This is a genomic window from Janthinobacterium lividum, from assembly GCF_034424625.1.
Classification (GTDB): Bacteria; Pseudomonadota; Gammaproteobacteria; order Burkholderiales; family Burkholderiaceae_D; genus Janthinobacterium; species Janthinobacterium lividum.
Genome location: NZ_CP139976.1, coordinates 4626606 through 4650785, shown reverse-complemented (window position 1 = coordinate 4650785; position 24180 = coordinate 4626606). Strand labels below are relative to the sequence as shown.

24 protein-coding genes and 1 riboswitch are annotated in these 24180 nt (G+C 63.3%); of the genes, 12 read left to right on the top strand and 12 right to left on the bottom strand.

Features of this window, described 5'->3' with window-relative positions:
* Positions 1–29 precede the first annotated feature (29 nt).
* The 3 genes from U0004_RS21060 (at position 30) to U0004_RS21050 (ending at position 1782) form a co-directional block, all read left to right on the top strand.
* Positions 30–548 (top strand): DUF2867 domain-containing protein, encoded by a 519-nt coding sequence (locus U0004_RS21060; protein WP_070255523.1) that lies wholly within the window; start codon positions 30–32, stop codon positions 546–548.
* A gap of 74 nt (positions 549–622) precedes the next feature.
* Complete coding sequence (gene pnuC, locus U0004_RS21055; protein WP_070255520.1) at positions 623–1234, top strand: nicotinamide riboside transporter PnuC; 612 nt, start codon at positions 623–625, stop codon at positions 1232–1234.
* A complete protein-coding gene (locus U0004_RS21050) occupies positions 1234–1782 on the top strand; it encodes an AAA family ATPase (RefSeq protein WP_070255517.1) in 549 nt (182 codons plus the stop codon). Before pnuC ends, U0004_RS21050 begins: the two co-directional genes overlap by 1 nt.
* On the opposite strand, the gene U0004_RS21045 is transcribed toward U0004_RS21050, so the two are convergent.
* Both U0004_RS21045 and U0004_RS21040 read right to left on the bottom strand, forming a co-directional pair.
* Entirely contained in the window at positions 1783–3948 is a 2166-nt protein-coding gene (locus tag U0004_RS21045) for a TonB-dependent siderophore receptor (protein ID WP_070255516.1), read from the bottom strand.
* Positions 3949–4033: 85 nt separating this feature from the next.
* Positions 4034–4131, bottom strand: a riboswitch (TPP riboswitch).
* Between the two features lie 78 nt (positions 4132–4209).
* Positions 4210–5367 carry an iron-containing alcohol dehydrogenase gene (locus tag U0004_RS21040; protein WP_070255515.1) on the bottom strand — a complete coding sequence of 386 codons (1158 nt, stop codon included), beginning with the start codon at positions 5365–5367 and terminating at the stop codon, positions 4210–4212.
* Between the two features lie 142 nt (positions 5368–5509).
* On the opposite strand from U0004_RS21040, the gene U0004_RS21035 reads away from it, so the two are divergent.
* Together U0004_RS21035 and U0004_RS21030 are read left to right on the top strand one after the other, a co-directional pair.
* A complete protein-coding gene (locus U0004_RS21035; protein WP_070255786.1) occupies positions 5510–5815 on the top strand; it encodes a ferritin family protein in 306 nt (101 codons plus the stop codon).
* A gap of 93 nt (positions 5816–5908) precedes the next feature.
* Entirely contained in the window at positions 5909–6388 is a 480-nt protein-coding gene (locus tag U0004_RS21030; protein ID WP_034779408.1) for an Imm26 family immunity protein, read from the top strand.
* A gap of 125 nt (positions 6389–6513) precedes the next feature.
* Here the strand turns inward: U0004_RS21030 and U0004_RS21025 are convergent, their stop codons facing one another.
* Complete coding sequence (locus U0004_RS21025) at positions 6514–7872, bottom strand: sensor histidine kinase (RefSeq protein WP_034779404.1); 1359 nt, start codon at positions 7870–7872, stop codon at positions 6514–6516.
* Between the two features lie 13 nt (positions 7873–7885).
* Positions 7886–8587 (bottom strand): osmolarity response regulator transcription factor OmpR, encoded by a 702-nt coding sequence (gene ompR / locus U0004_RS21020; RefSeq protein WP_223278807.1) that lies wholly within the window; start codon positions 8585–8587, stop codon positions 7886–7888.
* Between the two features lie 263 nt (positions 8588–8850).
* On the opposite strand from ompR, the gene U0004_RS21015 reads away from it, so the two are divergent.
* Together U0004_RS21015 and U0004_RS21010 are read left to right on the top strand one after the other, a co-directional pair.
* The gene (locus U0004_RS21015) at positions 8851–9240 is read left to right on the top strand and encodes a hypothetical protein (RefSeq protein ID WP_070255514.1); all 390 of its coding nucleotides are present in this window, start codon (positions 8851–8853) and stop codon (positions 9238–9240) included.
* Positions 9241–9398: 158 nt separating this feature from the next.
* Entirely contained in the window at positions 9399–11258 is a 1860-nt protein-coding gene (locus tag U0004_RS21010; protein ID WP_081345580.1) for a flagellar assembly protein A, read from the top strand.
* Here U0004_RS21010 and arfB read toward each other — a convergent pair whose 3' ends face one another.
* A complete protein-coding gene (gene arfB, locus U0004_RS21005; protein ID WP_034779396.1) occupies positions 11259–11657 on the bottom strand; it encodes an alternative ribosome rescue aminoacyl-tRNA hydrolase ArfB in 399 nt (132 codons plus the stop codon).
* Between the two features lie 195 nt (positions 11658–11852).
* Between arfB and U0004_RS21000 the strand changes: the two genes are divergently transcribed.
* Positions 11853–12335, top strand: coding sequence for a chemotaxis protein CheW (locus tag U0004_RS21000; protein WP_034779394.1), 483 nt, complete (start codon positions 11853–11855; stop codon positions 12333–12335).
* A 37-nt stretch (positions 12336–12372) separates the two neighbouring features.
* On the opposite strand, the gene U0004_RS20995 is transcribed toward U0004_RS21000, so the two are convergent.
* The 7 genes from U0004_RS20995 to dapC form a co-directional block, all read right to left on the bottom strand.
* Positions 12373–14370: an ATP-binding cassette domain-containing protein gene (locus tag U0004_RS20995; protein WP_070255513.1), complete on the bottom strand. Its 1998-nt coding sequence runs from the start codon at positions 14368–14370 to the stop codon at positions 12373–12375.
* A 138-nt stretch (positions 14371–14508) separates the two neighbouring features.
* Entirely contained in the window at positions 14509–15399 is an 891-nt protein-coding gene (gene prmB / locus U0004_RS20990; RefSeq protein ID WP_070255511.1) for a 50S ribosomal protein L3 N(5)-glutamine methyltransferase, read from the bottom strand.
* Positions 15400–15455: 56 nt separating this feature from the next.
* Positions 15456–16592, bottom strand: coding sequence for a succinyl-diaminopimelate desuccinylase (gene dapE / locus U0004_RS20985; protein ID WP_070255509.1), 1137 nt, complete (start codon positions 16590–16592; stop codon positions 15456–15458).
* 48 nt (positions 16593–16640) lie between these two features.
* The gene (locus tag U0004_RS20980; RefSeq protein WP_070255506.1) at positions 16641–16997 is read right to left on the bottom strand and encodes an ArsC family reductase; all 357 of its coding nucleotides are present in this window, start codon (positions 16995–16997) and stop codon (positions 16641–16643) included.
* Positions 16998–17130: 133 nt separating this feature from the next.
* A complete protein-coding gene (locus U0004_RS20975) occupies positions 17131–18678 on the bottom strand; it encodes an FAD-dependent oxidoreductase (protein WP_071653665.1) in 1548 nt (515 codons plus the stop codon).
* Between the two features lie 122 nt (positions 18679–18800).
* Positions 18801–19628 carry a 2,3,4,5-tetrahydropyridine-2,6-dicarboxylate N-succinyltransferase gene (gene dapD / locus U0004_RS20970; protein WP_034779378.1) on the bottom strand — a complete coding sequence of 276 codons (828 nt, stop codon included), beginning with the start codon at positions 19626–19628 and terminating at the stop codon, positions 18801–18803.
* Between the two features lie 13 nt (positions 19629–19641).
* Positions 19642–20874: a succinyldiaminopimelate transaminase gene (gene dapC / locus U0004_RS20965; RefSeq protein WP_070255503.1), complete on the bottom strand. Its 1233-nt coding sequence runs from the start codon at positions 20872–20874 to the stop codon at positions 19642–19644.
* Between the two features lie 224 nt (positions 20875–21098).
* On the opposite strand from dapC, the gene tsaB reads away from it, so the two are divergent.
* The 4 genes from tsaB to U0004_RS20945 are packed head-to-tail and all read left to right on the top strand — an operon-like array spanning position 21099 to position 24163.
* On the top strand, positions 21099–21824 hold the full coding sequence (gene tsaB / locus U0004_RS20960) for a tRNA (adenosine(37)-N6)-threonylcarbamoyltransferase complex dimerization subunit type 1 TsaB (RefSeq protein WP_070255500.1): 726 nt from the start codon (positions 21099–21101) through the stop codon (positions 21822–21824).
* Entirely contained in the window at positions 21821–22330 is a 510-nt protein-coding gene (gene rimI / locus U0004_RS20955; protein ID WP_070255497.1) for a ribosomal protein S18-alanine N-acetyltransferase, read from the top strand. The genes tsaB and rimI overlap by 4 nt, the downstream gene beginning before the upstream one ends.
* Positions 22327–23232, top strand: coding sequence for a uracil-DNA glycosylase (locus U0004_RS20950; RefSeq protein ID WP_070255494.1), 906 nt, complete (start codon positions 22327–22329; stop codon positions 23230–23232). Before rimI ends, U0004_RS20950 begins: the two co-directional genes overlap by 4 nt.
* Positions 23228–24163: a DUF1853 family protein gene (locus tag U0004_RS20945; RefSeq protein ID WP_070255778.1), complete on the top strand. Its 936-nt coding sequence runs from the start codon at positions 23228–23230 to the stop codon at positions 24161–24163. The genes U0004_RS20950 and U0004_RS20945 overlap by 5 nt, the downstream gene beginning before the upstream one ends.
* Positions 24164–24180: the final 17 nt, after the last annotated feature.

Below are 24180 nucleotides of genomic sequence, written 5' to 3'. Positions count from 1 at the left end.
CATGTTATCACTGAACACATGGAGAGCACATGCAAGAGATAAGCAACGTGGTACGCGCCGTGGCCTTGCCGCCAGGCGCCAGCATCGCCCCCTTGTATCCGGGCAGCAACCTGGCCGACGCGTATGCCGTCGACTTGCCGACTGCGCAGGCGCGCCAGATGGACATGGAAAGCCTGGCGCGCGTGCTGCTGGGCAGCCAGCCGGGCTGGGCGCGCAAGCTGATGGTGGTGCGCGACGCCATTGTGGCGCGCTTCGGTATCCGGACGGCAAAACAGATGGAAGCGCGGCCCGGCAAGCGCATCGGCATCTTCCGCATCTTTGCCGTCAGCGAAGATGAAATCATCGTGGGCGAGGATGACAGCCACCTGGATTTCCGCCTGTCGGTGCTGCGCCACCGCGACGCGGGGCCGCATGGCAGCATCACCATGTCCAGCGTCGTGCATTGCCATAACGGGGTGGGACGTGCCTACATCCTGATGATCCGGCCTTTCCACAAGCTGATCGTGCAGCGTTCGCTGGCACGCGCCGTCAAGGGCGGCTTTGCCTGAGCGCACTGAGCGGGCAATCTTGCTTATTCATGGCTGGTATTGCATACTGCACCACCAGCCTCATCACGATTCCCATGAACGATACGCTTCTCCTGCTGGGTTTTGCCACCACGCCGCTTGAACTGATTTCCTTTGTCCTGGCATTGACAACCGTTGCGCTGAACATCCGCCAGAATCACTGGGCGTGGCTGTTCGCCATCATTTCCTCGGCCGCCTACGGTTTCGTGTTTTTCGAATCGCGCCTGTATGGCGACATGGCCTTGCAACTGCTGTTCATCAGCGTCTCGTTCTGGGGCTGGTACCAGTGGCTGCACCCGGCCAGCGGCGGCAAGACCTTGCCCGTCACGCGCCTCGATGGACGCGGCTGGATGGCGTGCGCCGCAGGCTGGCTGGTCGGCTTCCTGCTGATCGCCTGGCTGCTGACGACGACGGATACGGACGTGCCCCACGCGGACGGCTTCCTCACGGCAGGCAGCCTGGTGGGGCAATTCCTGCTGTCGCGCAAGAAACTGGAAAACTGGATCGCCTGGATCATCGTCGACGTGCTGTATGTCTGGCTATACCTGCACAAGGGACTGATCCTGACGGCCGTGCTGTATGCCTTCTTCGTCGTGATGGCCATCATCGGCTTGCTGGCGTGGAGAAAGTCGGCCCCGGCCGCGCCGAGCGCGATGGTCCTCAAGTGATGGAGCGTTGCGTGCGCGTGGCCATCCTGGGCGCGGAATCGTCGGGCAAGTCGACCCTGGCAGCCGCCCTGGCCGAACGCTACGGCACCGTGTGGGTGCCGGAATACTTGCGCGAATTTGTCGAGAAGCAGGGCAGGGTGCCCGTCGCGGCCGACCAGTTTGGCATTGCGCGAACGCAAGTCGAACGCGAAGCGGCTGCCACCGCGCAGGCGCGCCACTTCCTGTTTTGCGATACGACGCCGTTGATGACGGTGGTCTACAGCCGCCATTATTTCAATGGCGCCGATGCGCCGCTGGCGGCGCTGGCCGATGCCACACAGTACGATCTGACGTTGGTGACGGCGCCCGACAGCCCGTGGGTGGCCGACGGCTTGCAGCGCGAGTCGGAAGCCGTGCGCCAGCTGATCTACCGCTACCTGCTCGACGAGCTCGACGCGCGCGGCATCGCCTACCACGTGCTGCACGACAGCCTGGAGGCGCGCCTGGAACAGGCGGCGCCCTTGCTGCAGCAGGCGCTTGATGCGGCGCCTGCCTTTACGTCAACTTAATTAAAAGTCGAATTGCGCCGACACCTTCAAGGTGCGGCTTGCACCCGGGAACAGGTAGCCGCCTGCTTCCGGAGTCACATCGCGCCAGTAGAACTTGTCCGTCACGTTGTTGACGGTGGCGCGCAGCACGGCTGGCGTGCCGGCCAGGCGCGTGGCCCAGGCGGCGCCCAGGTTGAACACGCTGTACGAAGGCACGAAGGTGGTGTTGTTGTTTTCAAACGCCTTTTTGCCCGCATATTCCCAGCTGCCATTCACGCTCAAGCCCGCCACCTGCGGCACGGCGTAGTCGGCGTGCACGGCCGCCTTGAAGGCCGGCACGTTGGGCACGCGCTTGCCATCGTAGTCCGCACTGCCCGTGCCTGATTGCTGGCTGTTCAGGGCCGTGACGGACGCGCCCAGGTTCAGGTTGGCCGATGCCTTGCCCTGGGCCGACAATTCCAGGCCACGGTGCTGGGCCTGGCCCGCGCGCACGAAGTTGTAGGTGCTCATGCTGCTGTCGAGGTACTGGTTGAATTCCAGGCCCTTGCGGATCTGGAACAGGGTGGCGGCTACCATGAAGTCCGGCGTCAGGTCCGCCTTCACGCCCAATTCGATCTGCTTCGAGCGGCTCGGCGTCAGTTCCACATTGGCGTTTTCCGCGTAGCGGTCGGCCGTGCCGCCGTGTTCCATGCCCTGCGAATACGATGCATACACGGCGATATTGTCTTGCGGGTTGTACACCAGCGCCACGTTCGGCAACAGGAAGTCGTGCTTGGCGCGGATTTCCTGGTCGGCCTTGAGCACATACTGGTAGCCATCCACATTGATGTGGCGCAGGCCGCCATGCAGCTTCCAGTTGGGCGCCAGGCTGACGATGTCTTGCACGAAGACGGATTTTTCCTTGTCGTTGCGTACCAGGCGCACGGGGCCAGTGACGCCGTCGGATGGCGCGACGATGACGGGACGGTAGATATTGCTGATGCCCACTTCGTCGTACACGTACTTGCCGGCCCGGTCCTTGCGGTTGAAGTACGACACGCCGGCAGTGAATTCGTGGCGCAGGCTGCCGGTGGCGAACTTGCCCTGGATCATGGCTTGCGCGCTCAACGGCTTCTTTGTCTCGCCCAGGCTGCGGAAGTCCCATACGGAGAAATCGCCATTGCTGCAGAAGACGGGCGCCCAGCCTTCCGGGCTGCAGCCATACGGATACGCCGTGTAGTCGTCGCGCTTGAACGAGTGCTGGTTGGCGGAGAGGGTGGCGTGCCAGTCGTCATTGAAGGCGTACTGGAAGCGCAGGCCGAGGTTGCTGGTGACGGTTTCCACCGGATGCGTCCACGGTTGCTTGTTGAGCATGGCGTCGGCGCTGACGTTGGCCGGCAGGCTGCCGTTGCTCAGCAGCTGGAAGCCGGGCGCCGTGACCTGCGCCTTGTCCTGGTAGTCGGCGTCGAGCTGCAGCAGCGCTTGCGGGGAAATCTGCCAGTCGAAGGCGCCGGAAATGAACCGACGGTTGCCGTCCGCGCCCTGGATGTAGGAACGCAGGCGCTCGGCCGCCACGTTGACGCGGTAACCGAAGCGCGTGTCTTCCAGGCGTCCGCCCAGGTCGACGGCGCCATACACGGTGCCCCGTTCGCGCGCTTCCACGGTGACGGTGCGCAGCGGTGCGGCGGTGGGGCGCTTGACGATGAAGTCGATCACGCCGCCAGGCGCGGCCACGCCTGCCTGCAAGCCGGCCAGGCCTTTTAAGACTTCGATGCGTTCCTTGTTTTCCAGCGGAATTTGCGTGTCGCCAGGAATGGCCACGCCATCCTTGCGGTAGCTGGAGTTTGTGTCGAGCTTGAAGCCGCGGATGGTGAACTGTTCCGCGTAGCCGACGGCGTTGTACGATTCGTTGATGCTGGCGTCGAGCTTGACGGCATCGCTGAGATTGCGGATCTGCAAGTCCTGCATGTCTTTTTGCGAAATGACGGTGACGGACGCCGGTGTCTGCAGCAGCGGCGCGTCGGCAAAGCCGCCCACGGAGGCGCGCTTGGCGGCCGGCGCCTTGCTGGCCGTGACGACGACTTCGGCCATGTTTTGGGCCTGCGGATCGGCGGCTTCGGCGGTGTCGTTCGCAGCAAAGGCAGGCGCGGCAAACGCGTGCAGGATGGCCAGGGTCAGTACAGAAACGGATAAATTCGGTGTGGACATAGATTGCTCGTGGTTCAAGCCGTCTCTGTAAAGAGCACGGCAGGCTGCTTGTTCGGCTGGCGCCAACGCAGGAGCTATCAAAGGAGGGAGGTACTTTGCGCTTTCCTTCGCTGGCATTATCCAGATCAGGTACGAAGGGTATCTCTCACCCGGATAACGACTCCAGGACCCCTAGCGAAATGACAGCTTAGCATGAACCACGGCCAGCTGTCCCCCTGGCTGACCGTTTTACAACAGTGTGGCTGGAATTTGCAAACTGCGCTACAGACTCAGTTCCAGGACCTTGCGGCTGACGGCGGGCGTCACTTCGCGCTGCTCGCCCAGCGCCGTCATGCCGTGCGCTTCCAGGGCGGACACGACGGCATCCACGCTGACGTGGTTCAGGCCGTAGTCGGCCAGGCGCGTCTTGACGCCCATGTGGCGGAAGAAGAATTCCGTGCGCGCGATGGCGGCCTCGATGCGGCCATCCTCGTCGCCGCCGTCGAGTCCCCACACGCGGGCCGCGTATTGCAGCAGTTTGGCGCGCTTGGCCTGCTTGCGCACGCGCAGCATGCTGGGCAGGATGATGGCCAGGGTCTGGGCATGGTCGAGCTCGTACAAAGCCGTCAATTCATGGCCGATGGCGTGCGTGGACCAGTCCTGCGGCACGCCCACGCCGATCAGGCCGTTCAAGGCCAGGGTGGCGCTCCACATCACGTTGGCGCGCACGTCGTAGTCGTCCGGGTGCGACAGGGCTTTCGGGCCTTCCTCGATCAGGGTCAATAAAATGCCTTCGGCGAAGCGGTCTTGCACGGACGCGTTCACGGGGTAGGTCAAATACTGTTCCATGACATGCGCAAACGCATCGACGACGCCATTGCCCACCTGGCGCAGCGGCAAGGTGAATGTTTTCGAGGGGTCCAGTACGGAGAATTTCGGATACACCTTGCGGCTCATGAACGAGCGCTTTTCCTGCGTGGCCTTGCGCGTGATCACGGCCGAGCCATTCATTTCGGAACCCGTGGCCGGTAACGTCAATACCGTGCCGAAGGGAAGGGCGGCCTCGACGATCTTGCCGCCTTTGGCCAGGATGTCCCACGCCTCGCCTTCATGCAGGGCGGCCGCGGCGATGAATTTGGTGCCATCGACCACGGAACCGCCGCCGACGGCCAGCAGGAAATCGATGCGCTCGCTTTTCACCATGGCCACGGCCTGCATCAGGGTTTCATAGCTGGGATTGGGTTCGATGCCGGCAAATTCCAGCAAGGTATGGCCGGCCAGCGCCGCCCTGACTTCATCGTAGACGCCGTTCTGCTTGATGCTGCCGCCGCCATACGTCATGAGCACTCTGGCATGCGGCGGGATCAGCGCCGTGATGGCGGCGATCTGGCCCTGGCCGAAGAGGATTTGCGTCGGATTGTAAAAGTCGAAATTGAACATGGGGCTCCTGCCGCTGGGGTTTAGGCTGTTGCTGAGCCATGATTATGGCCGAACGGGTGGAAACGTGTCGTGGACGCTTGAGCTTTTCGCCCGCGCGGTGGAGAATGCAGCCGATGTCACCACCACGCGAAAAGGAATGCGCATGACCAACGTCCCACTGGAAGAATCCGGCTTGCCGGCCACCGCGCTCGATATGCACCGCGCCATCGGCGCTGCCATCGCCGCGCTGCAGGCGCTGGACTTGAACAGCCAGCGTTTCGAGGCGTGCACGGACCCGGAACTGCGCCGCGTGCTGGCGCATGCGGGCGACACCAGCCGGCGCGAAATATCCATGCTGCTCGAATGGATGCGCCGCCGCGATGCGCGCCTGGATACGGCCATGAAGGAAGCGCTGTTCAAGGCGGGACCGATTGTTGCTCAGTATCACTATGACGAGAAAATATTGTAACTATTGGTTTGTTGCTGTGGCGTACCATGCGCCACTTTTGCATCGTTTCGCGTAGACTGTGCCCCGGACACGATTTTGGGGGAGTTTGCAACGATGAGATCATTACCATACCGAGAAGGCAGCTGGTTTGCCGTGCCCTTGCCGGGCGGCGGCTATGCCGTCGGCGTGGTGGCGCGCAGGGCGCCTGCCGGGCGCATCATGCTGGCGTATATGTTCGGGCCGAAGCGCGACAGCTTGCCGACGCTCGATGAGCTGGAAGGCTTGCGGCCGGAACAGGCCGTACGCCGCCTGCGCACGGGCGACATGGCCCTGCTCAACGAGCGCTGGCCCCTGCTGGGTGACAGCCTCCACTGGGAGCGCGACGCCTGGCCCATGCCGGCCTTTATCCGCCGCAATGAATCCTTGCAGCGCGCCTGGCGCGCCAGCTATGCGGATGCGGACCCTGCCAAGCTGAACCGCGAGGAATCGATCCCCTTTGATACGCCGGGCATGGAGAGCGATTCCCTGTACGGCTACGGGGCGACGGAACTGCTGATGAATAAATTGCTGGCGCAGGAGCAGGCGTCCGCTTGACGGTCGTCGGGCGGCGGAAACGCCGGAGCCGGTAGCGTAGGTCGGATTAGCGCCTGGCGCGTAATCCGACAGGAATTGCCAACAATGTTGTCGGATTACGCGAGGCAAGGCCTCGCTGATCCGACCTACGCCGCTGGCAAGCTGATCTGAAACGCGAGGCCGCCGCCTTCGCGGTTGCGCACTTGCAATTCGGCGCCGTGGCGCAGCAGCACGCGGTCGACGATGGCCAGGCCCAGGCCGGCGCCGTTTGCCTGCCCGCGCGCCGTGTCGAGGCGGGTGAACGGCTTCATCAGTTGCTCGATCTTTTCTGCCGGCACGCCCGTGCCGTGGTCTTGCACTTCGATGATGACCTTTTTCGCGCCGTGGCTGGTGCGCACCTGGCAGGCGATGTCGATTTCCGTCACGTCGCTGCCCGGCGTCTTGCCATAACGGCGCGCATTCTCGATCAGGTTGTTCAGCACGCGGCGCAGGTCGGTGGGGTTGCCCATCGCATGCGCGCCGTCGGCGATGCTGGCGTTGATCTTCACATCCGGCAGGCGCATGGCTTCGCGCGTCATGTCGCTGAGCAGGCCACTGAGGTCGACGTCCGTAAAACTCGACGCTTCCGTCGGCTTGGCGTAGTCGAGGAACTGGCCGATGATGGCATCCATCTGCCCGATATCGGACTGGATGCCTTCGCGCGCCTCGTCCGACAGGTTCGCCATTTCCACTTCCAGCTGCATGCGCGCCAGCGGCGTGCGCAAGTCGTGCGAAATGCCGGCCAAAATCACGGCGCGGTCCGATTCCACCTGTTTCAGATCATCGACCATCTGGTTGAAGCTGCGGTTCGCCTCGATGATTTCGATCGGGCCCTTTTCCGGCAGCGGCGCCGGCTGCTTGCCCTTGGCGATGTCGCGCGCGGCCGCCGTCAAACGCGACAGCGGCAGATTGATCAGGCTGGAAATGATGGCTGCGCCCAGCAGGGACAGCAGCGACACCAGGCTGGCCCAGCCCAGCCACTGGAAGCCCGTCAAGCCGCGCAGGCGCTCCCGGTCCAGCATCAGCCAGTACTCGTCGTCGTCGATCTTGAAGCTGACCCAGAAGCCGGCCACGCCGTTGACGCGCGCGGAAAAGCGCGTGTCCTTGCCCAGCTTGGCCTTCACCAGCGCCTCGATGTCGGGCATCAGGTAATTGTCGGGCGGCGGCTCGATGCGGTCGTCCTCTTCCAGCGAGAAGATGCGGATGCCTTCATTGCTGACGAGATCGAACAGCAGCTCGCGGCGCAGCTCGGGAGCCGAGTGCGTCAGTGCCGCATGCGTGATGGTGACGACGGAAATGATCTGGGCGGAAATCTGCTGCGCCTGCGGCTCGCGCTGGATGAAGGAAATCATGCTGAACCAGGCGATCATGCTGACCGTGGTCAAGGTGCCGAGCAGCAAAAAGGTGCGCCAGAACAAGCCGCTTTTCAGCCGCGCCAGGCTGATATCGGGAAAAAGCTTCATCATGCCTCGCCTGCGATCAGCGCGGCTGTCCGTCCGGGATGAAGACGTAACCTAAGCCCCACACGGTCTGGATGAACAGCGGGCTCGACGGATCAGGTTCGATGAGTTTGCGCAGGCGCGAGATTTGCACGTCCAGGCTGCGGTCGAACACTTCGTATTCGCGGCCGCGCGCCAGTTCCATGAGTTTCTCGCGCGACAGCGGCTGGCGTGCATGGCGGGCAAACACTTTCAGCACCGAAAATTCACCGGTCGTCAGCGGCACTGTTTCGCCATTCTTTTTCAGGGTACGCGTGCCCAGATCCAGCACGAAGTCGCCGAATTCGAAGGTTTGCGGCGTTTCCGACGGCGCGCCCGGGATTTCATCGGGACCCTTGCGGCGCAGCACGGCGCCGATGCGGGCCACCAGTTCACGCGGATTAAATGGTTTCGGCAGGTAATCGTCGGCACCCATTTCCAGGCCCACGATGCGGTCCACGTCCTCGCCCTTGGCCGTCAGCATGATGATCGGCGTCTGGTCGCCCGCGCCGCGCAGGCGGCGGCAGATCGACAGGCCGTCTTCGCCCGGCAGCATCAGGTCGAGCACCAGCAGGTCGTAGCGTTCGCGCAGCCACAGTTTGTTCATGGCCGTCGCGCTCTCTGCCGTGAAGACATTGAAGCCCTGTTCGGTCAGGTAGCGCCGCAGCAGGTCGCGCAGGCGCACATCGTCATCGACTACCATGATTTTTGCCTGGTGGCCGTGGATCGATTGCGTTGTTGTATTGCTGCCGGAAGTGGAGGTTGTGGTCATTTAGGGTGTCGTGTTATCTTATATTAGTTGCTATAGTAACGCCTCGCGCGGCGTCGGCAAGGGGCTGTGGCGACCCATTACAAAGTGTTACAAACTTTACCCAATTACTCTTACTGCACCGTGTAAAGCATCATACACTGGGGCCACAGTGGAAATCAGCTTTAGTTTATACGGCATCGCGGAAGAGGAACTCAATGAATATCTTTACTAAAAAAATTCACGCCGCTCCCAGCGCAGCTATTGCTGCACGTACGACCGTGCTGTCCGCATTTGCCGTTTGTTCCGTGTTTGCCGCCAGCCTGGCGGCAGCGCAAAACCAGCCGCCGCCACGCCGTGACGACCAGCAGCAAATGCAGGCCCAGCGGTATGAACAGGTACAGCGCAGTAACAGCAATGATACGCGACTGCGCGAACAGCGTGACGCACGCAGTTTCGACACGCGCGCAGAAGAGCAGCGCCGCGCCAACGAAGGCGCCGACGCCTCGCGCCGCACGGGCCGCATGACGCCCGACGAACGGCGCGACCTGCGCCGCCAGATCAACGAAGTGGGGCAGGACATTTACTCGAATCCCCCGCGCCGCTAGCCAGCCATCCCCCTCCGACAGGGCCATCTCGCAAGACATGGCCCTGTTTGCATCTGGCCGCCCGCATTGTTGCTCAGTCAGGCACACGGCCCCGCCCCGTGATATTGTTCTAGTGCACGGAGGCAATTCTTTGAAATGGCTGCTGGGGGAGGCAAGGCGTGAGCGACGACGACACACCCGTTCCGGATGCGGTCCCCGCAGGCGGCTTGCCGCACGGCCTGGTCCAGCGCGACGAGGGCGTGTTCCTTGACCTGTCCCTGGCGCCGGCGCAGCTGCGCACCGCCGTCGAGCAGCTGTTCCAGTCGGGCCAGCTGCTGGCCGGCCTCGATTACGGTTTGTTCCTGCTGACCCTGTTCCATGCCCCTACTCCCCGCGCCGCGCCCAAGGGCGATGCCTTGCTGCGCATCGCCGTGCGCGTGGCGCCATTCCCGCCCCAGCGCCGCGCGCTGTACAAACAAATCAAGATACGTGGCGACAGCGCCGAGTTTTACTTTGAAGCCTTGCCTGCGGACGCGGACGGCCAGGTGCCGGCGCGCCGCGAATTCGACGAGCTGGTGGCCGACCTGTGGTGCAAGGGCGTGCACTACGGCATCGATAGTGTGGCCGTGCGCGCCATTCTTGCCAGCGGCAAGGCCGAGCGCATCACGGTGGCGCGGGTGCTGCCGCCACAGCCGGGGCGCGACGCCCAGCTGGTCGAAGTATCGCAAGGCATCCACCGCGACGATGCGCCGCGCGAACGCTCCGATGGCCGCCTGGATTTGCTCAGCTTCAAGAACCGCTTTCCGCAAGTAAAAAAACACGCGCGCCTGCTGCGTCTGCTGCCGGGGACTCCCGGCTTGCCTGGCTACGACCTGGCCGGCAAGGCGCTGCCACCGCCCGCGCCGTTGGAACTGGACCTGGCCACCGTGGCGGGGCCAGGCACGGCGGTCGAGCATTTCAGCGATGGCGATTTCGTCGTGGCTACGCAAGATGGCTATGTGAATGTCGATCAACACGGCAAGATGTCCATCGAAAACAAGATCGTCAGCCGCGAAGGCGTCAGCAGCCGTACGACGGGCAATCTGAAGCTGAGCGCCGCCTACGAGGAGTACGGCGAAGTGCAGGAGCAGCGCCAGCTCGACGGCAGCGACATCACCATCCATGGTGACGTCTACGGCCACTTGCACTCGCATGGCGGATTAATATGGCTACAGCGCAACCTGGTGGGCGGCACGGCCTTCAACGAGCATGGCGACGTGCGCGTCGAGGGCGTCGCTTCCGGCTCCGTGCTGCAGGCGCTGAGCGGCGAAGTGCATGTGAAGCGCGCGGAAAGCTGCGTCATCGCCGGCACGCGCGTGGTGATCGACAGCGCCAGCAATTGCGAGATCATCGCCGACGAGGTCGTCATCGAACTGGCCGAAGGCTGCGCCGTGGCGGCGCGCACCATCCGCATCGGCAGCGCCGGTCCCCGCAAGCAGGTGGAGATGCTGCTGTTCCCGCTGGTGCCCGACTTGAGTGCGCTGGAACAAAAGATCGCCGAGAGCCTGGCGAAGGCGGCGCAATTCCTGCAGGTGCAGCACAAGCGCCAGCAGGAAATCGATGCCATCGCGCAATTGCCCGAGGTACGCAATTACCTGACCCTGGCGGGCCAGCTGCGGCGTGGCGAATTGCAACTGCAAGCAACGCAACAGGTACAGTACGACAAGCTGGCCGCGCGCATCGCTCCCGTCCTGAAAGAGGTGGCGCGGCTGCGCGTGGAGGTAAAACAGTCGGAAATCCTGCACGCGCAGATGCTGGCGCTGGTGGAACAATTGCGCCAGGAGCGGCAGGCAACGGCGGGCCAGTCGCGCTGCACCCTGAGCCTGATTGATGGCGAGACGACGGTGCGCGCCCTCGTCGTGCCGCCCGGTCCGGCCAAGGTCTACGACCGGCCGCCGAAGGAAATCAAGGCCCTGCTGCGCAGCGCCACGCCGGCCACGCAGCCCGTGTTCGCGGACAGCATGGGCAGCCTGGACTGGACCTACCAGCCGCCACTCTGATCAGTCGATAACCTTGCCGCGAGATTGTTTGAGGACGCTGTGCGTGCTCTTGCTGTCGAGACGGCGCCGCTGCGAGCTGCGCGTGGGCTTGGTGGCGCGCCGCACGGCGGGCAGGAAGGTCACGCTGTCGATGATTTCCTGCAAGCGCCGCAAGGCTTCTTCCTTGTTCTGTTCCTGGCTGCGCGACTGCTGCGCCTTGAGCACCAGCACGCCATCCTTGCTGATGCGGCTGTCGCGCAGGGCCAGCAACCGTTCCTTGTACGCTTCCGGCAGCGACGAGGCGGCGATGGGGAAGCGCAGATGGATGGCGCTGGACACCTTGTTGACGTTCTGCCCGCCCGGGCCCTGGGCGCGGATGGCGGAAAATTCAACTTCAGCGGGGTTGACGAGGTGTTGCATGGCCTGCCTGTTGGGGGATGATGTGGGTATTGTAAGGGAAGATGGCTGCGCCGGCGCAAGGCCGGGCGCCGAGGCCAGGCTGCCTTCCGGGAAAGTTGATGTTTCTCAACGCCGCCTGCGGCGATGCTGGTTAGCATGGGGCCAACGTTGCGCCACTGCGCATCCTGGCAGCGCCTACCGGATGAAAGGAACACCATGCAGCCCACGACCACGCCTGGCGCCGCAACGACCCAATACCTGACGCAGTACTTGAGCTTCCGGCTGGGCGGCCTGGAATACGGCCTCGATTACCGTTGCGTGCGGGAATTGCGTCCTCTGAAGGAACTCGACCGTTTTTCCTCGGAAGGGGAAGTGCTGCACAGCGTGGCCGTTTCGCGCGGCGTAATCATCCCCATCGTCGACATGCGCGCCGCGTTTGGCAGCGCCCACGGCGCGCCCGACCCGGCCACCGACGTGATCATTTTGCAGCTGAGCAATGGCGTGATGGGCATGGTGGTCGATGGCGTCACCGATATCGTCAGCCTGGCCGCCAGTGACATCGCCGCCGTGCCCGGCCTGGGCGAGGCGGAAGCCGATTACCTGCTGGGCCTGGGCACGGTGGCGGGGCGCCGATTGATCCTCGTCGACATCGACCGCCTGATGGCGATCCGCAGCCCCAGTCCCATGCAGGCGGCATAAAAAAAAGACGACCCGGGAGTCGTCTTGGTGTTTTGCGTTAGCCCAGTTTCTCTAACTGATCCTGCAAGTCCAGCCATTCCGCTTCCAGCTGCGCCAGGTCCTTGGTGAAGAAGGTCTGGTCGGCCAGCAATTGCTTGAGCTTGGCCTTGTTGGCCGCGTCATAGATGGTCGGCTCGCCCAGCTTGGCGTCGGTTTCCGCCTTTTGCGCATTGCGCTTGGCGATCTGCTCTTCCTGGCGCTTGATCTTGTTTTCGATCGGCTTGCGCAGGGCGGCGGCCTTCTGGCGGTCTTCCGCTTCCTTGCGCTTGTCGCGCACGGGCGCGGCAGGGGCGGCGGCTACCGGCGCAGGGACGGAAGACGTCACGGGGAAGTCAGTCTTGTTGGCCTTGCCGGCGGCCGGCAGCACGTCCGTGCCCTTGCCCAGCTTGGTCTTGAACAGCCAATCCTTGTAGTCGTCCAGGTCGCCGTCGAACGGTTGCAGTTTGCCGTCGGCAACGATGATGAATTCGTCCGTGGTGGCGCGCAGCAAGTGGCGATCATGGGAAACGACGACCAGGGTGCCTTCGAACTGGGCCAGCGCTTCCGTCAGCGCTTCGCGCGTTTCCAGATCCAGGTGATTGGTCGGTTCATCGAGCAGCAGCAGGTTAGGACGCTGCCAGACGATCAGGGCCAGCGCCAGACGGGCTTTTTCGCCGCCCGAGAACGGTGCGATGGACGCGGTGACCATGTTGCCGGGGAAGTTGAAGCCGCCCAGGAAGTTGCGCAGTTCCTGCTCGCGCACGGTCGGGGCGATCTTGGCCAGATGCCACAGCGGCGATTCGTCGTGGCGCAGCATTTCCACCTGGTGCTGGGCGAAGTAGCCGATGTTGAGGCCCTTGCCCATGGTGGCGTCGCCCGTCAGCGGCATCAGTTCGCCGGCGATGGTCTTGATCAGGGTCGACTTGCCGGCGCCGTTCTGGCCCAGCAGGCCGATGCGCTGGCCGATCTGCAGCGAAAACTTGATGCCGTTGACGATGGTCTTGTGCGTGATTTCGCCCGTCGCTTCGTTCTCGATCTTGTAGCCCGCATCGACGTCTTCCATCACCAGCAGCGGGTTCGGCGCGCTCAAGGGCTCGCGGAATTCGAACGAGAATTCGGCGGCGGCGCGCAATGGCGCCAGCTCTTCCATCTTCGCCAGCGCCTTCATGCGGCTTTGCGCCTGGCGGGCCTTCGAGGCTTGCGCCTTGAAGCGGTTCACGAACGATTCCAGATGGGCACGTTTGCGCTGCTGCTTTTCCAGCGCGCCGGCGGCCAGGATCATCTGCGCCGCGCGTTGGCGCTCGAAGCTCGAGTAGTTGCCCGAATAGCGCTTCAGCTTGCGTTCGTCGATATGCACGACCACGTTGACGACTTCATCGAGGAAGTCGCGGTCATGGGAAATGATCAGCAGGGTGCCGGCGTAGCGCTTGAGCCAGTCTTCCAGCCAGATGATGGCGTCCAGATCCAAGTGGTTGGTCGGTTCATCGAGCAGCAGCAGGTCGGATGGGCACATCAGCGCTTGCGCCAGGTTCAAACGCATGCGCCAGCCGCCGGAGAAACTGGCCACCGGTTGCTGCATCTGGTCCAGGGTGAAGCCCAGGCCCAGCAGCAATTGCTCGCCGCGCGACTGCACGGTATACGCGTCGGCATCGGCCATGGCGCTGTAGATTTCGCCGATGGCGATACCGTTTTCCGACGTGGCAGGCTCTGATTCCAGGCGCGCCAGTTCCGCTTCCAGTTTGCGCAGGGTGACGTCGCCGTCAATCGCATAATCGAGCGCGGCACGGTCCAGCGGCGGTGTTTCCTGCGCCACGTAAGCCACGCGCCATTTGGCCGGGAAATCGATCTCGCCCTGGTCAGGGTGCAATTCGCCACGCATCATGGCGAACAGGCTCGATTTGCCCGCGCCATTGGCGCCGATCAGGCCGATCTTGTCGCCCGGATTGAGGGTGACATCGACTTGTTCGAGCAACGGTTTGATGCCGCGCATCAGGCTTACTTGTAGGAAACGTATCATTTTTTTCTTTGTAAAGGCTGGGCTTTGACCCCCGCCGTAAAAACATCGTGTAGGTCGGATTAGTCCGAAGGACGTAATCCGACGGGTGCCGCACAGGCATGTCGGATTACGCTACGCTAATCCGACCTACCAATTCCATTAACCCAGCTTCAACTGCTCGGCCGTCAGCAGGAAGACCATGTCGTCGCCGGCGCTCGTCGTCAGCCAAGTCAGGCCCAGCTCGCCGAAGGCCGCTTCCGCGTAGGCGCGTTCGTTGCCGATTTCAATCATCAGGATGCCGTCGTCCGTCAGGCGTTCGGCCGCGCCTGCGATGATCTTGCGCACCAGGTCCATGCCGTCGCTGCCGCCGTCGAGGGCGATTTGCGGTTCAGCCAGGTATTCCTGGGGCAGGGCACCCATCGAGGCGGAATTCACGTATGGCGGATTGCTGATGATCAAATCATATTTCTTGGCCGGCACGTTGGCGTACAGGTCCGATTCGATCAGGGTGACGCGGTCCTGCAATTTGTACGTGTCGACGTTGCGCTTGGCCACGGCCAGCGCATCGGCGGAAATATCCACGGCATCGACTGCGGCGTTCGGGAAGGCATCGGCCATCATGATAGCCAGGCAGCCCGAACCGGTGCACAGTTCCAGGATGTTTTCCACGGCTTCCGGTTCCGCCACCCATGGCGAGAAGTATTCAGGGATCAGTTCGGCGATGAAGGAGCGGGGCACGATCACGCGCTCGTCGACGTAGAAGTTATACGTGCCCAACCAGCCTTCCTTGGTGATGTAGGCGGCCGGCACGCGGTCGATGCTGCGGCGGTCGATGACGCTCATCACGCTGGCCACTTCCGACGGCAGCAGCTTGGCGTCGAGGAAGGGTTCGAGCTTGTCGAGCGGCAACTTCAAGGTGTGCAGGATCAGATAGGCCGCTTCGTCGAACGCTTCGGCGCTGCCGTGGCCGAAAAACAGCTTGGCGGTATTGAAACGGGTAACGGCGTAGCGCAGCAGGTCGCGTGGCGTGGAAAACGGGTTCGGGGTCATGGCATTCTCGAAAAGACGGTGTTCTGGCCCGCCGTGACGGGCCTCGGTATTCTGGTTCAGACGGGCAGCAAATGCTCCAGCGTGCGCCGGTAAATATTCTTCAGAGGATCGATGTGGCGCAGTTCGATGTGCTCGTCGATCTTGTGAATACTGGCATTGGGCGGCCCGAATTCTATCACTTGGGGGCAGATTTGCGCGATAAACCGGCCATCCGAGGTGCCGCCCGTGGTCGACAGCTCCGTCGTGAGGCCCGTTTCTTCCAGGATGGCGGCGGACAGCGCATCGGAGAGGGTGCCGCGCGGCGTGAGGAAGGGCAGGCCGCTCAGGGTCCACTGCAAATCGTATTGCAAATCATGCTTGTCGAGGATGGCGTGGACCCGTTCCTGCAGGTTTTCCGCCGTGCTGGCCGTGGAAAAGCGGAAATTGAAATCGATCACCATGTCGCCGGGAATCACGTTATTGGCGCCCGTGCCCGCGTTGATGTTGGACATTTGCCACGAGGTCGGCAAATAGTACTCGTTGCCGGCATCCCATTTTTCCTCGACCAGGTCGGCCAGCGCCTGCGCCGCTTCGTGAATCGGGTTTTTTGCCAGGTGCGGATAGGCGATATGGCCTTGCACGCCCTTGATCGTCAGCCGGCCCGACAGCGAACCGCGGCGGCCGTTCTTGATCATGTCGCCCAGCTGCGCGCTCGAGGTCGGCTCGCCCACCAGGCAATAGTCGATCTGCTCGCCGCGCGCCTTCAATTGCTCGCAGACGATGACGGTGCCATCCGTGGCCGGGCCTTCCTCGTCGCTGGTGATCAGAAAGGCGATCGAGCCAGTATGCCCGGGCGTGGCGGCGATGAATTCCTCGCAAGCAACGACCATGGCGGCGATCGAGGTCTTCATGTCGGCCGCGCCACGGCCGTACAGCTTGCCGTCGCGGTGCGTGGGAATGAAGGGCAGCGAGCGCCATTGCTCGACGGGGCCGGTCGGCACCACGTCCGTATGCCCGGCAAAGACGAAGACGGGCGATGTCGTGCCGCGGCGTGCCCACAGGTTGGTGACGTCGTTCGACTGTATCGTCTCGCAGACAAAGCCCAGCGGCGTGAGGAGGTCGATCAGGTGCTGCTGGCAGCCCTTGTCGTCGGGCGTGACCGAGGACAGGGCGATCAGTTTTTCGGTCAGGGCAAGGGTTTTGGAGGTGGTCATGGGTAAGGTCGTGCCGGCAACATCGTTCCGGTGGTCAACTAAGTATGGTTACAGCGAGAAAAGGGTCTTGTACTGCGCATCGGAAAACGCCACGCTGAACTGGCCATCCTTGTCCAGCACGGGGCGCTTGATGATGGACGGGTTTTCCAGCATCAAGTTCAGGGCACTTGCCGCATCGACGGTGGACGCCTTGCGTTCGTCGGACAGGGCGCGCCAGGTCGTGCCTTTCTTGTTGACCAGCACATCCCACGGCAATTGCTGCAGCCACGCCTCGACGGTGGCGCGTTCCAGACCCTGCTTCTTGAAGTCGTGGAAGGTGAAATCGACTTGTTGTGCGGCCAGCCAGGTGCGGGCCTTTTTGACGGTATCGCAGTTGGGGATACCGTAGAGTGTAATGGTCGTCATGGGTAGGGCTAAGGGGAATGAATGCGGTTCGCTTGACCGTGGCGCTTGCGCCAGGGAAAAATACGATGGTAGCCGCCATTATACAGTCGATGCGCAGTCGATGCGGCAGTGCAACACGTCCCAGTGATTCGCCCTACACAGGCCGTGGCGCAGCCTTGCCCGATTCGGCCGGACCGAAATGCAGGCCAAGTCGCAAGGCCAGGGCGCGCAGGGCGCCGCTTTCCTGCAGGTGCAGCGCCAGCGCGATGTGGCCGTCGGGGCGCACGAGATAGGCCGCGTCGCGGCCCAGGCCGGCCAGTTTGGCGGCCACGTTATAGGTGTAGCAATGCACGGGCAGTTTCAGCACGCGCGCTTCGTCGAGCAGTTCGGGCGCTGCTTCGCCATAGATGTGCAATTGCCAATCCATGCTGCGCAAGGCCGTGAAATTGTCTTGCGTGCCGTCCGAGAACCACGGCAGGCGGTCGCCGCCGCGCAGGTATTCCGCATGGCCGGCGGAAAGGGCGCTGTCTTCATAGCTGATCTGGATTTGCGACACGGTCCGGAACAGCAGCCGGCGCGCCCGCGCGAAGCCGGAGAGGAAGGGCAGCGCGTGCGGCACCAGCCAGCGGCGCAGGAATTGCCCGGCCATGCCTTGCGCGACGATGGCCTGGAAGGCCCGGTCGGTGGTGGCGACGAGCTTGCGGGCAAACACGATGCGCTCGCTTTCATAGGTGTCGAGCAGGGCGTCGTTGCTTTGTCCTCGCAGCTTTTGCGCCAGTTTCCAGGCCAGGTTGACGGCGTCGCCCAGGCCCGTGTTCATGCCCTGGCCGCCCACGGGGCTGTGCAGGTGGGCCGCGTCGCCGAGGATGAAGCAGCGCCGTTCGCGAAACTGGGCCGCCACCCGGTGGTGCACCTTATACGTGGAAAACCAGTTCACGTGTTCGACCTCGATGCCCAGCAAGGCTTGCACCTGCTCCCGCACGTCGTCGAAGACGGGCGCGGGCGCGCCATCGGGGCGGTCGGGCAGGATGCCGATCAGGCGCTGCATGCCGCTGGTGCGCACGGGCAGCATCAGCGCAAACGAGTTCGCGCCCAAATGGGCGTGCAAGTCCGTATTCTTGCCGGCCACTTGCGCGTCGGCCACGTAATACAGGTGGTCGTAGGTACCGCCGGAAAACGCAAAGCCGGCGATCTCGCGCACCTTGCTGCGGGCGCCGTCGCAGCCGCAAATATAGTTAAACGTGCAATATTGGCGTTCGCCATTGTTGAGCAGGATGGCTTGCACTTCGCTATCGTCCTGCGTCCACAGGTCCAGCGCCACGTTCCATTCCACGTGCACGCCGGCCGCCGCCAGCTTGCTGATAAGAAAACGTTCATGCTCGTCCTGGGGCAGGCTCAGCACGAAAGGATAGGGACTCAGCCCTTCGCCGATCTCGCCCAGCGCCAGTTTCACCAGCTCCTCGCCGCCTTCGTGGATGTGCACGGCATTGATCTTGATGCCCAGGTGCACCAGCTCGTCGGCAAAGCCCAGCTGCTGGTAAAACTCCAGGGTGCGCGCATGCACGGCCATGGCCCGCGACGCCTGGCCCGGACCGCTATTCCTGTCGATGATGCGGCAATCGACGCCATGGCGCGCCAGGCGCAAGGCAAGCATGAGGCCGGTAGGACCGGCGCCGACGATCAAGACGGGAGGAGTATTCATGCCATCCAGTATAGGACAGGATGGGGCATGGCTGCGCGACGATTGAAGTTACTGTCCGGAAATGAAAATGTCCCGCCGGAGCGGGACATTCAGGGTGCTGCGTGCGCCTTGCGGCGCAGTAATTAGATGCCGCGCAGCAACTCGTTGATGCCGGTTTTTGCGCGGGTTTTTGCATCCACGCGCTTGACGATCACGGCGCAGTACAGCGAGTACTTGCCGTCTTCCGAAGGCAGGTTGCCCGAGACCACGACGGAGCCGGCCGGCACGCGGCCGTAGGTCACTTCGCCCGTGGCGCGGTCGTAGATCTTGGTCGACTGGCCGATGTAGACGCCCATCGAGATGACCGAGTTTTCCTCGACGATCACGCCTTCGACGATTTCCGAGCGGGCGCCGATGAAGCAGTTGTCTTCGATGATGGTCGGGTTCGCTTGCATCGGTTCCAGCACGCCGCCGATGCCGACGCCGCCGGACAGGTGGACGTTCTTGCCGATCTGCGCGCAGGAACCGACGGTGGCCCAGGTGTCGACCATGGCGCCTTCATCGACGTAGGCGCCGATGTTGACGTAGGACGGCATCAGCACGACGTTCTTGGCAATGAAGCTGCCGCGGCGGGCGACGGCTGGCGGCACCACGCGGAAACCGCCCTTGACGAAGTCTTCCTTCGTGTAGTTGGCGAACTTGGTCGGTACCTTGTCGTAGAACTGCATCGTGCCGTCCGATGGTAGGACGACGTTGTCTTCCAGGCGGAACGACAGCAGCACGGCTTTCTTGACCCACTGGTTGACGACCCAGTCGCCCGAGGTTTTTTCCGCCACGCGGATGCTGCCGTTGTCCAGGCCATTGATGACGTGGGAGACGGCGTCGCGCAATTCGGCCGTGCCGTTGCCCGGATTGATCTCGGCGCGGTTTTCCCAGGCCTGGTCGATGATGTTTTGCAGTTGTTGGCTCATGATGATGTCTTGTTTATGTAGGGGTTGATGCGGATGCGGAAAGCTGCTGGCAGAATTTTACTATGCGCAACGCTGCTTCCAGCCCTTCAGCCGTTTCGGCCACGAGGGCCATGCGGATGCGGTTGCGGCCCGGATTGATGCCGTGCGCGTCGCGCGCCAGGTAGCTGCCAGGCAATACCGTGACATTATATTCGGCGTACAGGCGTTGCGCGAATTGCGTGTCGGACAGTCCCGTGCGGCTGACGTCGGCCCACAGGTAGAAGCCGGCGTCCGGCAATTGCACGTCCATCACCGATTGCAGCAGCGGCGTGATGGCGTCGAACTTGGCGCGGTACTTGGCGCGATTTTCCTCGACATGGGTTTCGTCGTTCCAGGCCGCGACGGAGGCCGCCTGCACGGCAGGGCTCATGGCGCCGCCGTGGTAGGTTCGGTAGAGCAGGAATTTTTTCAATACTTCGGCATCGCCGGCGACAAAGCCCGAGCGCATGCCCGGCACGTTCGAGCGCTTCGACAGGCTGGAAAACACCACCAGGCGCGCATACGGGCGCTCGATGGTGGACAGGCCCAGCATGTGCGCCGCCTGCAGCGCGCCCAGCGGGGGCGTGTCGCCGTGATAGATCTCGGAATAGCACTCGTCGGCGGCGATGACGAAATCGTAGCGCTCGGACAGGGCGAACAGGTGTTCCCAGTCCGTCAGGGTCAAGACGGCGCCCGTCGGGTTGCCGGGCGAACACAGGAACAGCAGTTTGACCTTTTCCCACACGCTGGCCGGCACGCTGTCGTAGTCGCAGCCGAAATTGCGCGCCGGGTCGGAATTGACGAAATACGGTTCGGCGCCGGCCAGGTAGGCCGCGCCTTCATAGATCTGGTAAAACGGATTCGGGCTGATCACGAGCGAGCCGGCCGACGGGTCGATCACCGTTTGCGCCAGCGCAAACAGCGCTTCGCGCGAACCGTTCACGGGCAGGATTTGCGTGGCAGGATTGAGCTTGGGGATGCCGTAGCGGCGTTCCAGCCAGCCGGCGATGGCCGTGCGCAAGGCTTCCGAGCCGATGGTGGTCGGATAGCTGGCCAGGCCATGGATATTGTCGGTCAATGCCTGTTCGATGAACGCCGGCGTCGGGTGCTTGGGTTCGCCCATGCCCAGGCTGATGGGCGCATACTCGGGGTTGACCGTCACGCCGGCAAACAGCTGGCGCAGCTTTTCAAATGGATATGGTTGCAGTTTAGCAAGAAGTGGATTCACGGAACGGACCAGGGCAAGAGTGGAAAGACGATGTTGCTAAGCGACTAACTGGCGCGGCAGACTTGATGCCGGTCAAATAATAAGCTGCGTCTTTCATTATAGCCGTCCTCGCGGGCCCGCTGTGCAAGCCGCATCGGGCCGCGTCGGCCTGATCGTTGCCCGGCTTGCCACGGCATGCCGCAGCGGGGAGTGCCGCGCCATGGCGCGGCAAGGTAAAATACGCTATGTCTACCTTACTTCCCACCCTGCTTGCTATTGAAACTTCGTCCGAACTCGCCTCCTGCGCCTTGCTGCGCGGCGATGTCGTCCTGTCCCGCGCGTCGTCGGGCGTGCGCACCCATTCCCAGTCCATCTTGCCGATGGTGCAGGAATTGCTGGCCGAAGCGGGCGTGACCCTGGCCGACGTCGATGCCATCGCCTATGGCTCCGGTCCCGGCTCGTTTACGGGCGTGCGCACGGCCTGCGGCATCGCGCAAGGCCTGGCCTATGGCGCCAGCCTGCCCGTCGTGCCCGTTGTCACGCTCGACGCCATGGCGCTGGCATGCCACCAGCAGCATGGCGCGCAACGCATCGTGACCGTGCTTGACGCCCGCATGGGCGAAGTGTACTGGGCGCAATATGATTACCAGGATGGCTTGCAGCTCGTTTCGCCACCGGCACTGAGCGCGCCCGCCGGCGTGGCGCCGCAAGGCGATGTTGCCGGCTGTGGCAACGGCTTTGCGGCCTATGCCGAAGCATTGGCCGCGCTGCCATGCGCCGTCAGCGCGGACGCGGCCATCATGCCGCACGCCGAGCAGGTGGCGCAACTGGCGCGTATCGCCTTTGCCGCCGGACATTTCGTGACGGCGGCCGAGGCGCAGCCTTTGTACTTGCGCAACAAGATCGCCTACACGAGCGCGGAACGGCACGAGATGCAACAGGCCAAGGCCGCTGCGGAGCCGGCACAATGATGGAGGCGGGCAAGGACGCAGTGACGCAGGATGGCAGCGCGGCAGGCTGGGACTTGCTGCGCCTCGACTATCAGCCCATGGTCGAAGCGGACCTGCTTGAGGTGCTGGCGCTGGAGCAGCGCGTGTATCCGCATCCCTGGACGCATGGCAATTTCGTCGATTCCCTCAAGAGCGGCTACCCTGCCTGGGTGCTGCGTGACGTGGACGGCACCCTGCTCGGCTACTTTTTGCTGATGCTGGTTGTCGATGAAGCGCACTTGCTCAACGTGGCCGTCGAGGGCGCCATCCAGGGCCAGGGGCTGGGCCGCTTCCTGTTGAATCAGTCCTGCGCCTGCGCCCGCCAGCTGGGCATGGAATCGATGCTGCTGGAAGTGCGCCCGTCGAACGTGCGCGCGCTCGATATTTACCAGCGCTATGGATTTGAACAGATCGGCCGGCGCAAGGGATACTATCCGGCCAGCAACTCGCAACGTGAGGACGCCATCGTGATGCGTTATACCTTATGAGCCGCAGCGCCGTTTTCCTCGATGAAATGGGCGTCGGTCCCCTGTGGCGCCTGCGCCAGGGTGGCGCAGCCGAGGCCGCTGATGTCGTCGAAGCTCCCGTGGAGATGGAAGTCGCCGTGGCGGCCCCCATGGCCGAAGCCGCTCAATCCGTGACTGAGGTGGTTGCCGAGGTGGCCGCTGCTGTCGTCGCCGAAGTGGTCGCCGAGGTGAAGGCTGACGTACCCGCTGCCGCTACACCGGTTCCCGCCGCCGAGCCCGACGACACGGCCTGGTTCGACGATGCGCCGCCACCGCCGCCTGCCAAACAGCCGAGCGATACGGATATCGCCGCCCTCGACTGGGAAGGCTTGACGGCCGCCGTCGCCAAGTGCGCGCGCTGCGACTTGTGCAAGACGCGCAAGGGCGTCGTCATGGGCCGTGGCGACCGCCAGGGCGCTTGGCTGATGCTGGCCAGCAGCCCCTCGCGCACGGAAGAACGCGAAGGGCGCGCCTTGCCGGGCGAGCAGGGCAAGTTGCTCGACAATATGCTGAAAGCCATCGAAGTCGATGCGGGTCGCGACGTGTACATCACGCATTTGCTGAAATGCCGTCCGCTCGACGAGGCGGGCCAGGAGCGCTTGCCGACTGAATCCGAGGCCGCCGCCTGCCGTCCGTACTTTGACCGCGAACTGGCCCTGCTGCAGCCGCGCACCATCGTGACACTGGGGTCGATGGCCGCCGCCGGCATCAATCCGGGCGAAAAACCCGTGCGTGGCAAGGTGCGCCAACTGGGCAATGCCTCGGTCGTGGCCACCTTCCATCCGGAACTGTTGTTGCAGGACGAGACGGGCAAGGCCAAGGCGCGCGCCTGGGCCGACCTGTGCCTGGCGAAAAGCGCCCACGGCGATTCGCACGGTGATTGATGCGGCCGTCGTCACCTTCCAGGCCCGTTTCGAGCAGCGCTGGGGGCATCTGACGCACCCCCGCGTGCGTGCGCTGGCCTGGCTGCTCGACTCGCCCGACTTGCTGGACCCGGCCAGTCCCCACTGGGGCGGGCGCATCGCCAGCCTCGCGCCCGTCACGCCAACTGTGGCGGCCTGGCTGGGCGCGCTGCAGGATGATCCGTCGCCGCTCGATGCGGCGCTGGGGCCGAAATTCTATTCCCGCCTGGGCCTGTATGCTGAAAAGCTGCTGGCCTTTTATTTTGAGCAGCATGGAGTATTGCAAGCGCATGGCTTGCAAGTGCAGGTCAACCGCAACGACACGGTGGGCGAGTTCGATTTTTTGCTGCGTGATGGTAACGACTTGCTGCATTGGGAATTCGCCACCAAGTTCTACCTGCTGGAAGGCGCGCCCGATCCCGGTATTTTCAACCACTTGATCGGCCCCAACCTGGCCGATACTTTGGGCTTGAAGATGCGCAAGATTCTCGACAAGCAATTGGCCTTGTCCCGTCATCCGGCCGCGCAAAGCCTGCTGGCGCAACCTGTGCGCGCGGCGCAGGCGCTGGTCAAGGGCTGGCTGTTTTATGCGCTGGGCGCCACGCCCGCCATGGACGGCATTTCCCGGGAGCATGGACACGGCTTCTGGTGCACGCCGGCGCAATTGCCGGCGCGGCGCTATGTCGTGCTGCCGCGCCTGCAATGGCTGGCGCCATTCAAGGGGCGCGACGTGGAAGTGCTGGACGTGGATGCCTTGCGCGCACAGTTGTTTGATCTGGCGCAACCCGTAATGGTGGCAACGGTGGATACTATCGAAGGCTGGGAAGTGGAGTGCTCGCGCGGTTTTGTCGTGCCGCATGACTGGATGGAGCAGGCTGCCGCGCGGCGGCTGACAGGCACGCTACCTGCGTAACCATGTACCGTGAGCCT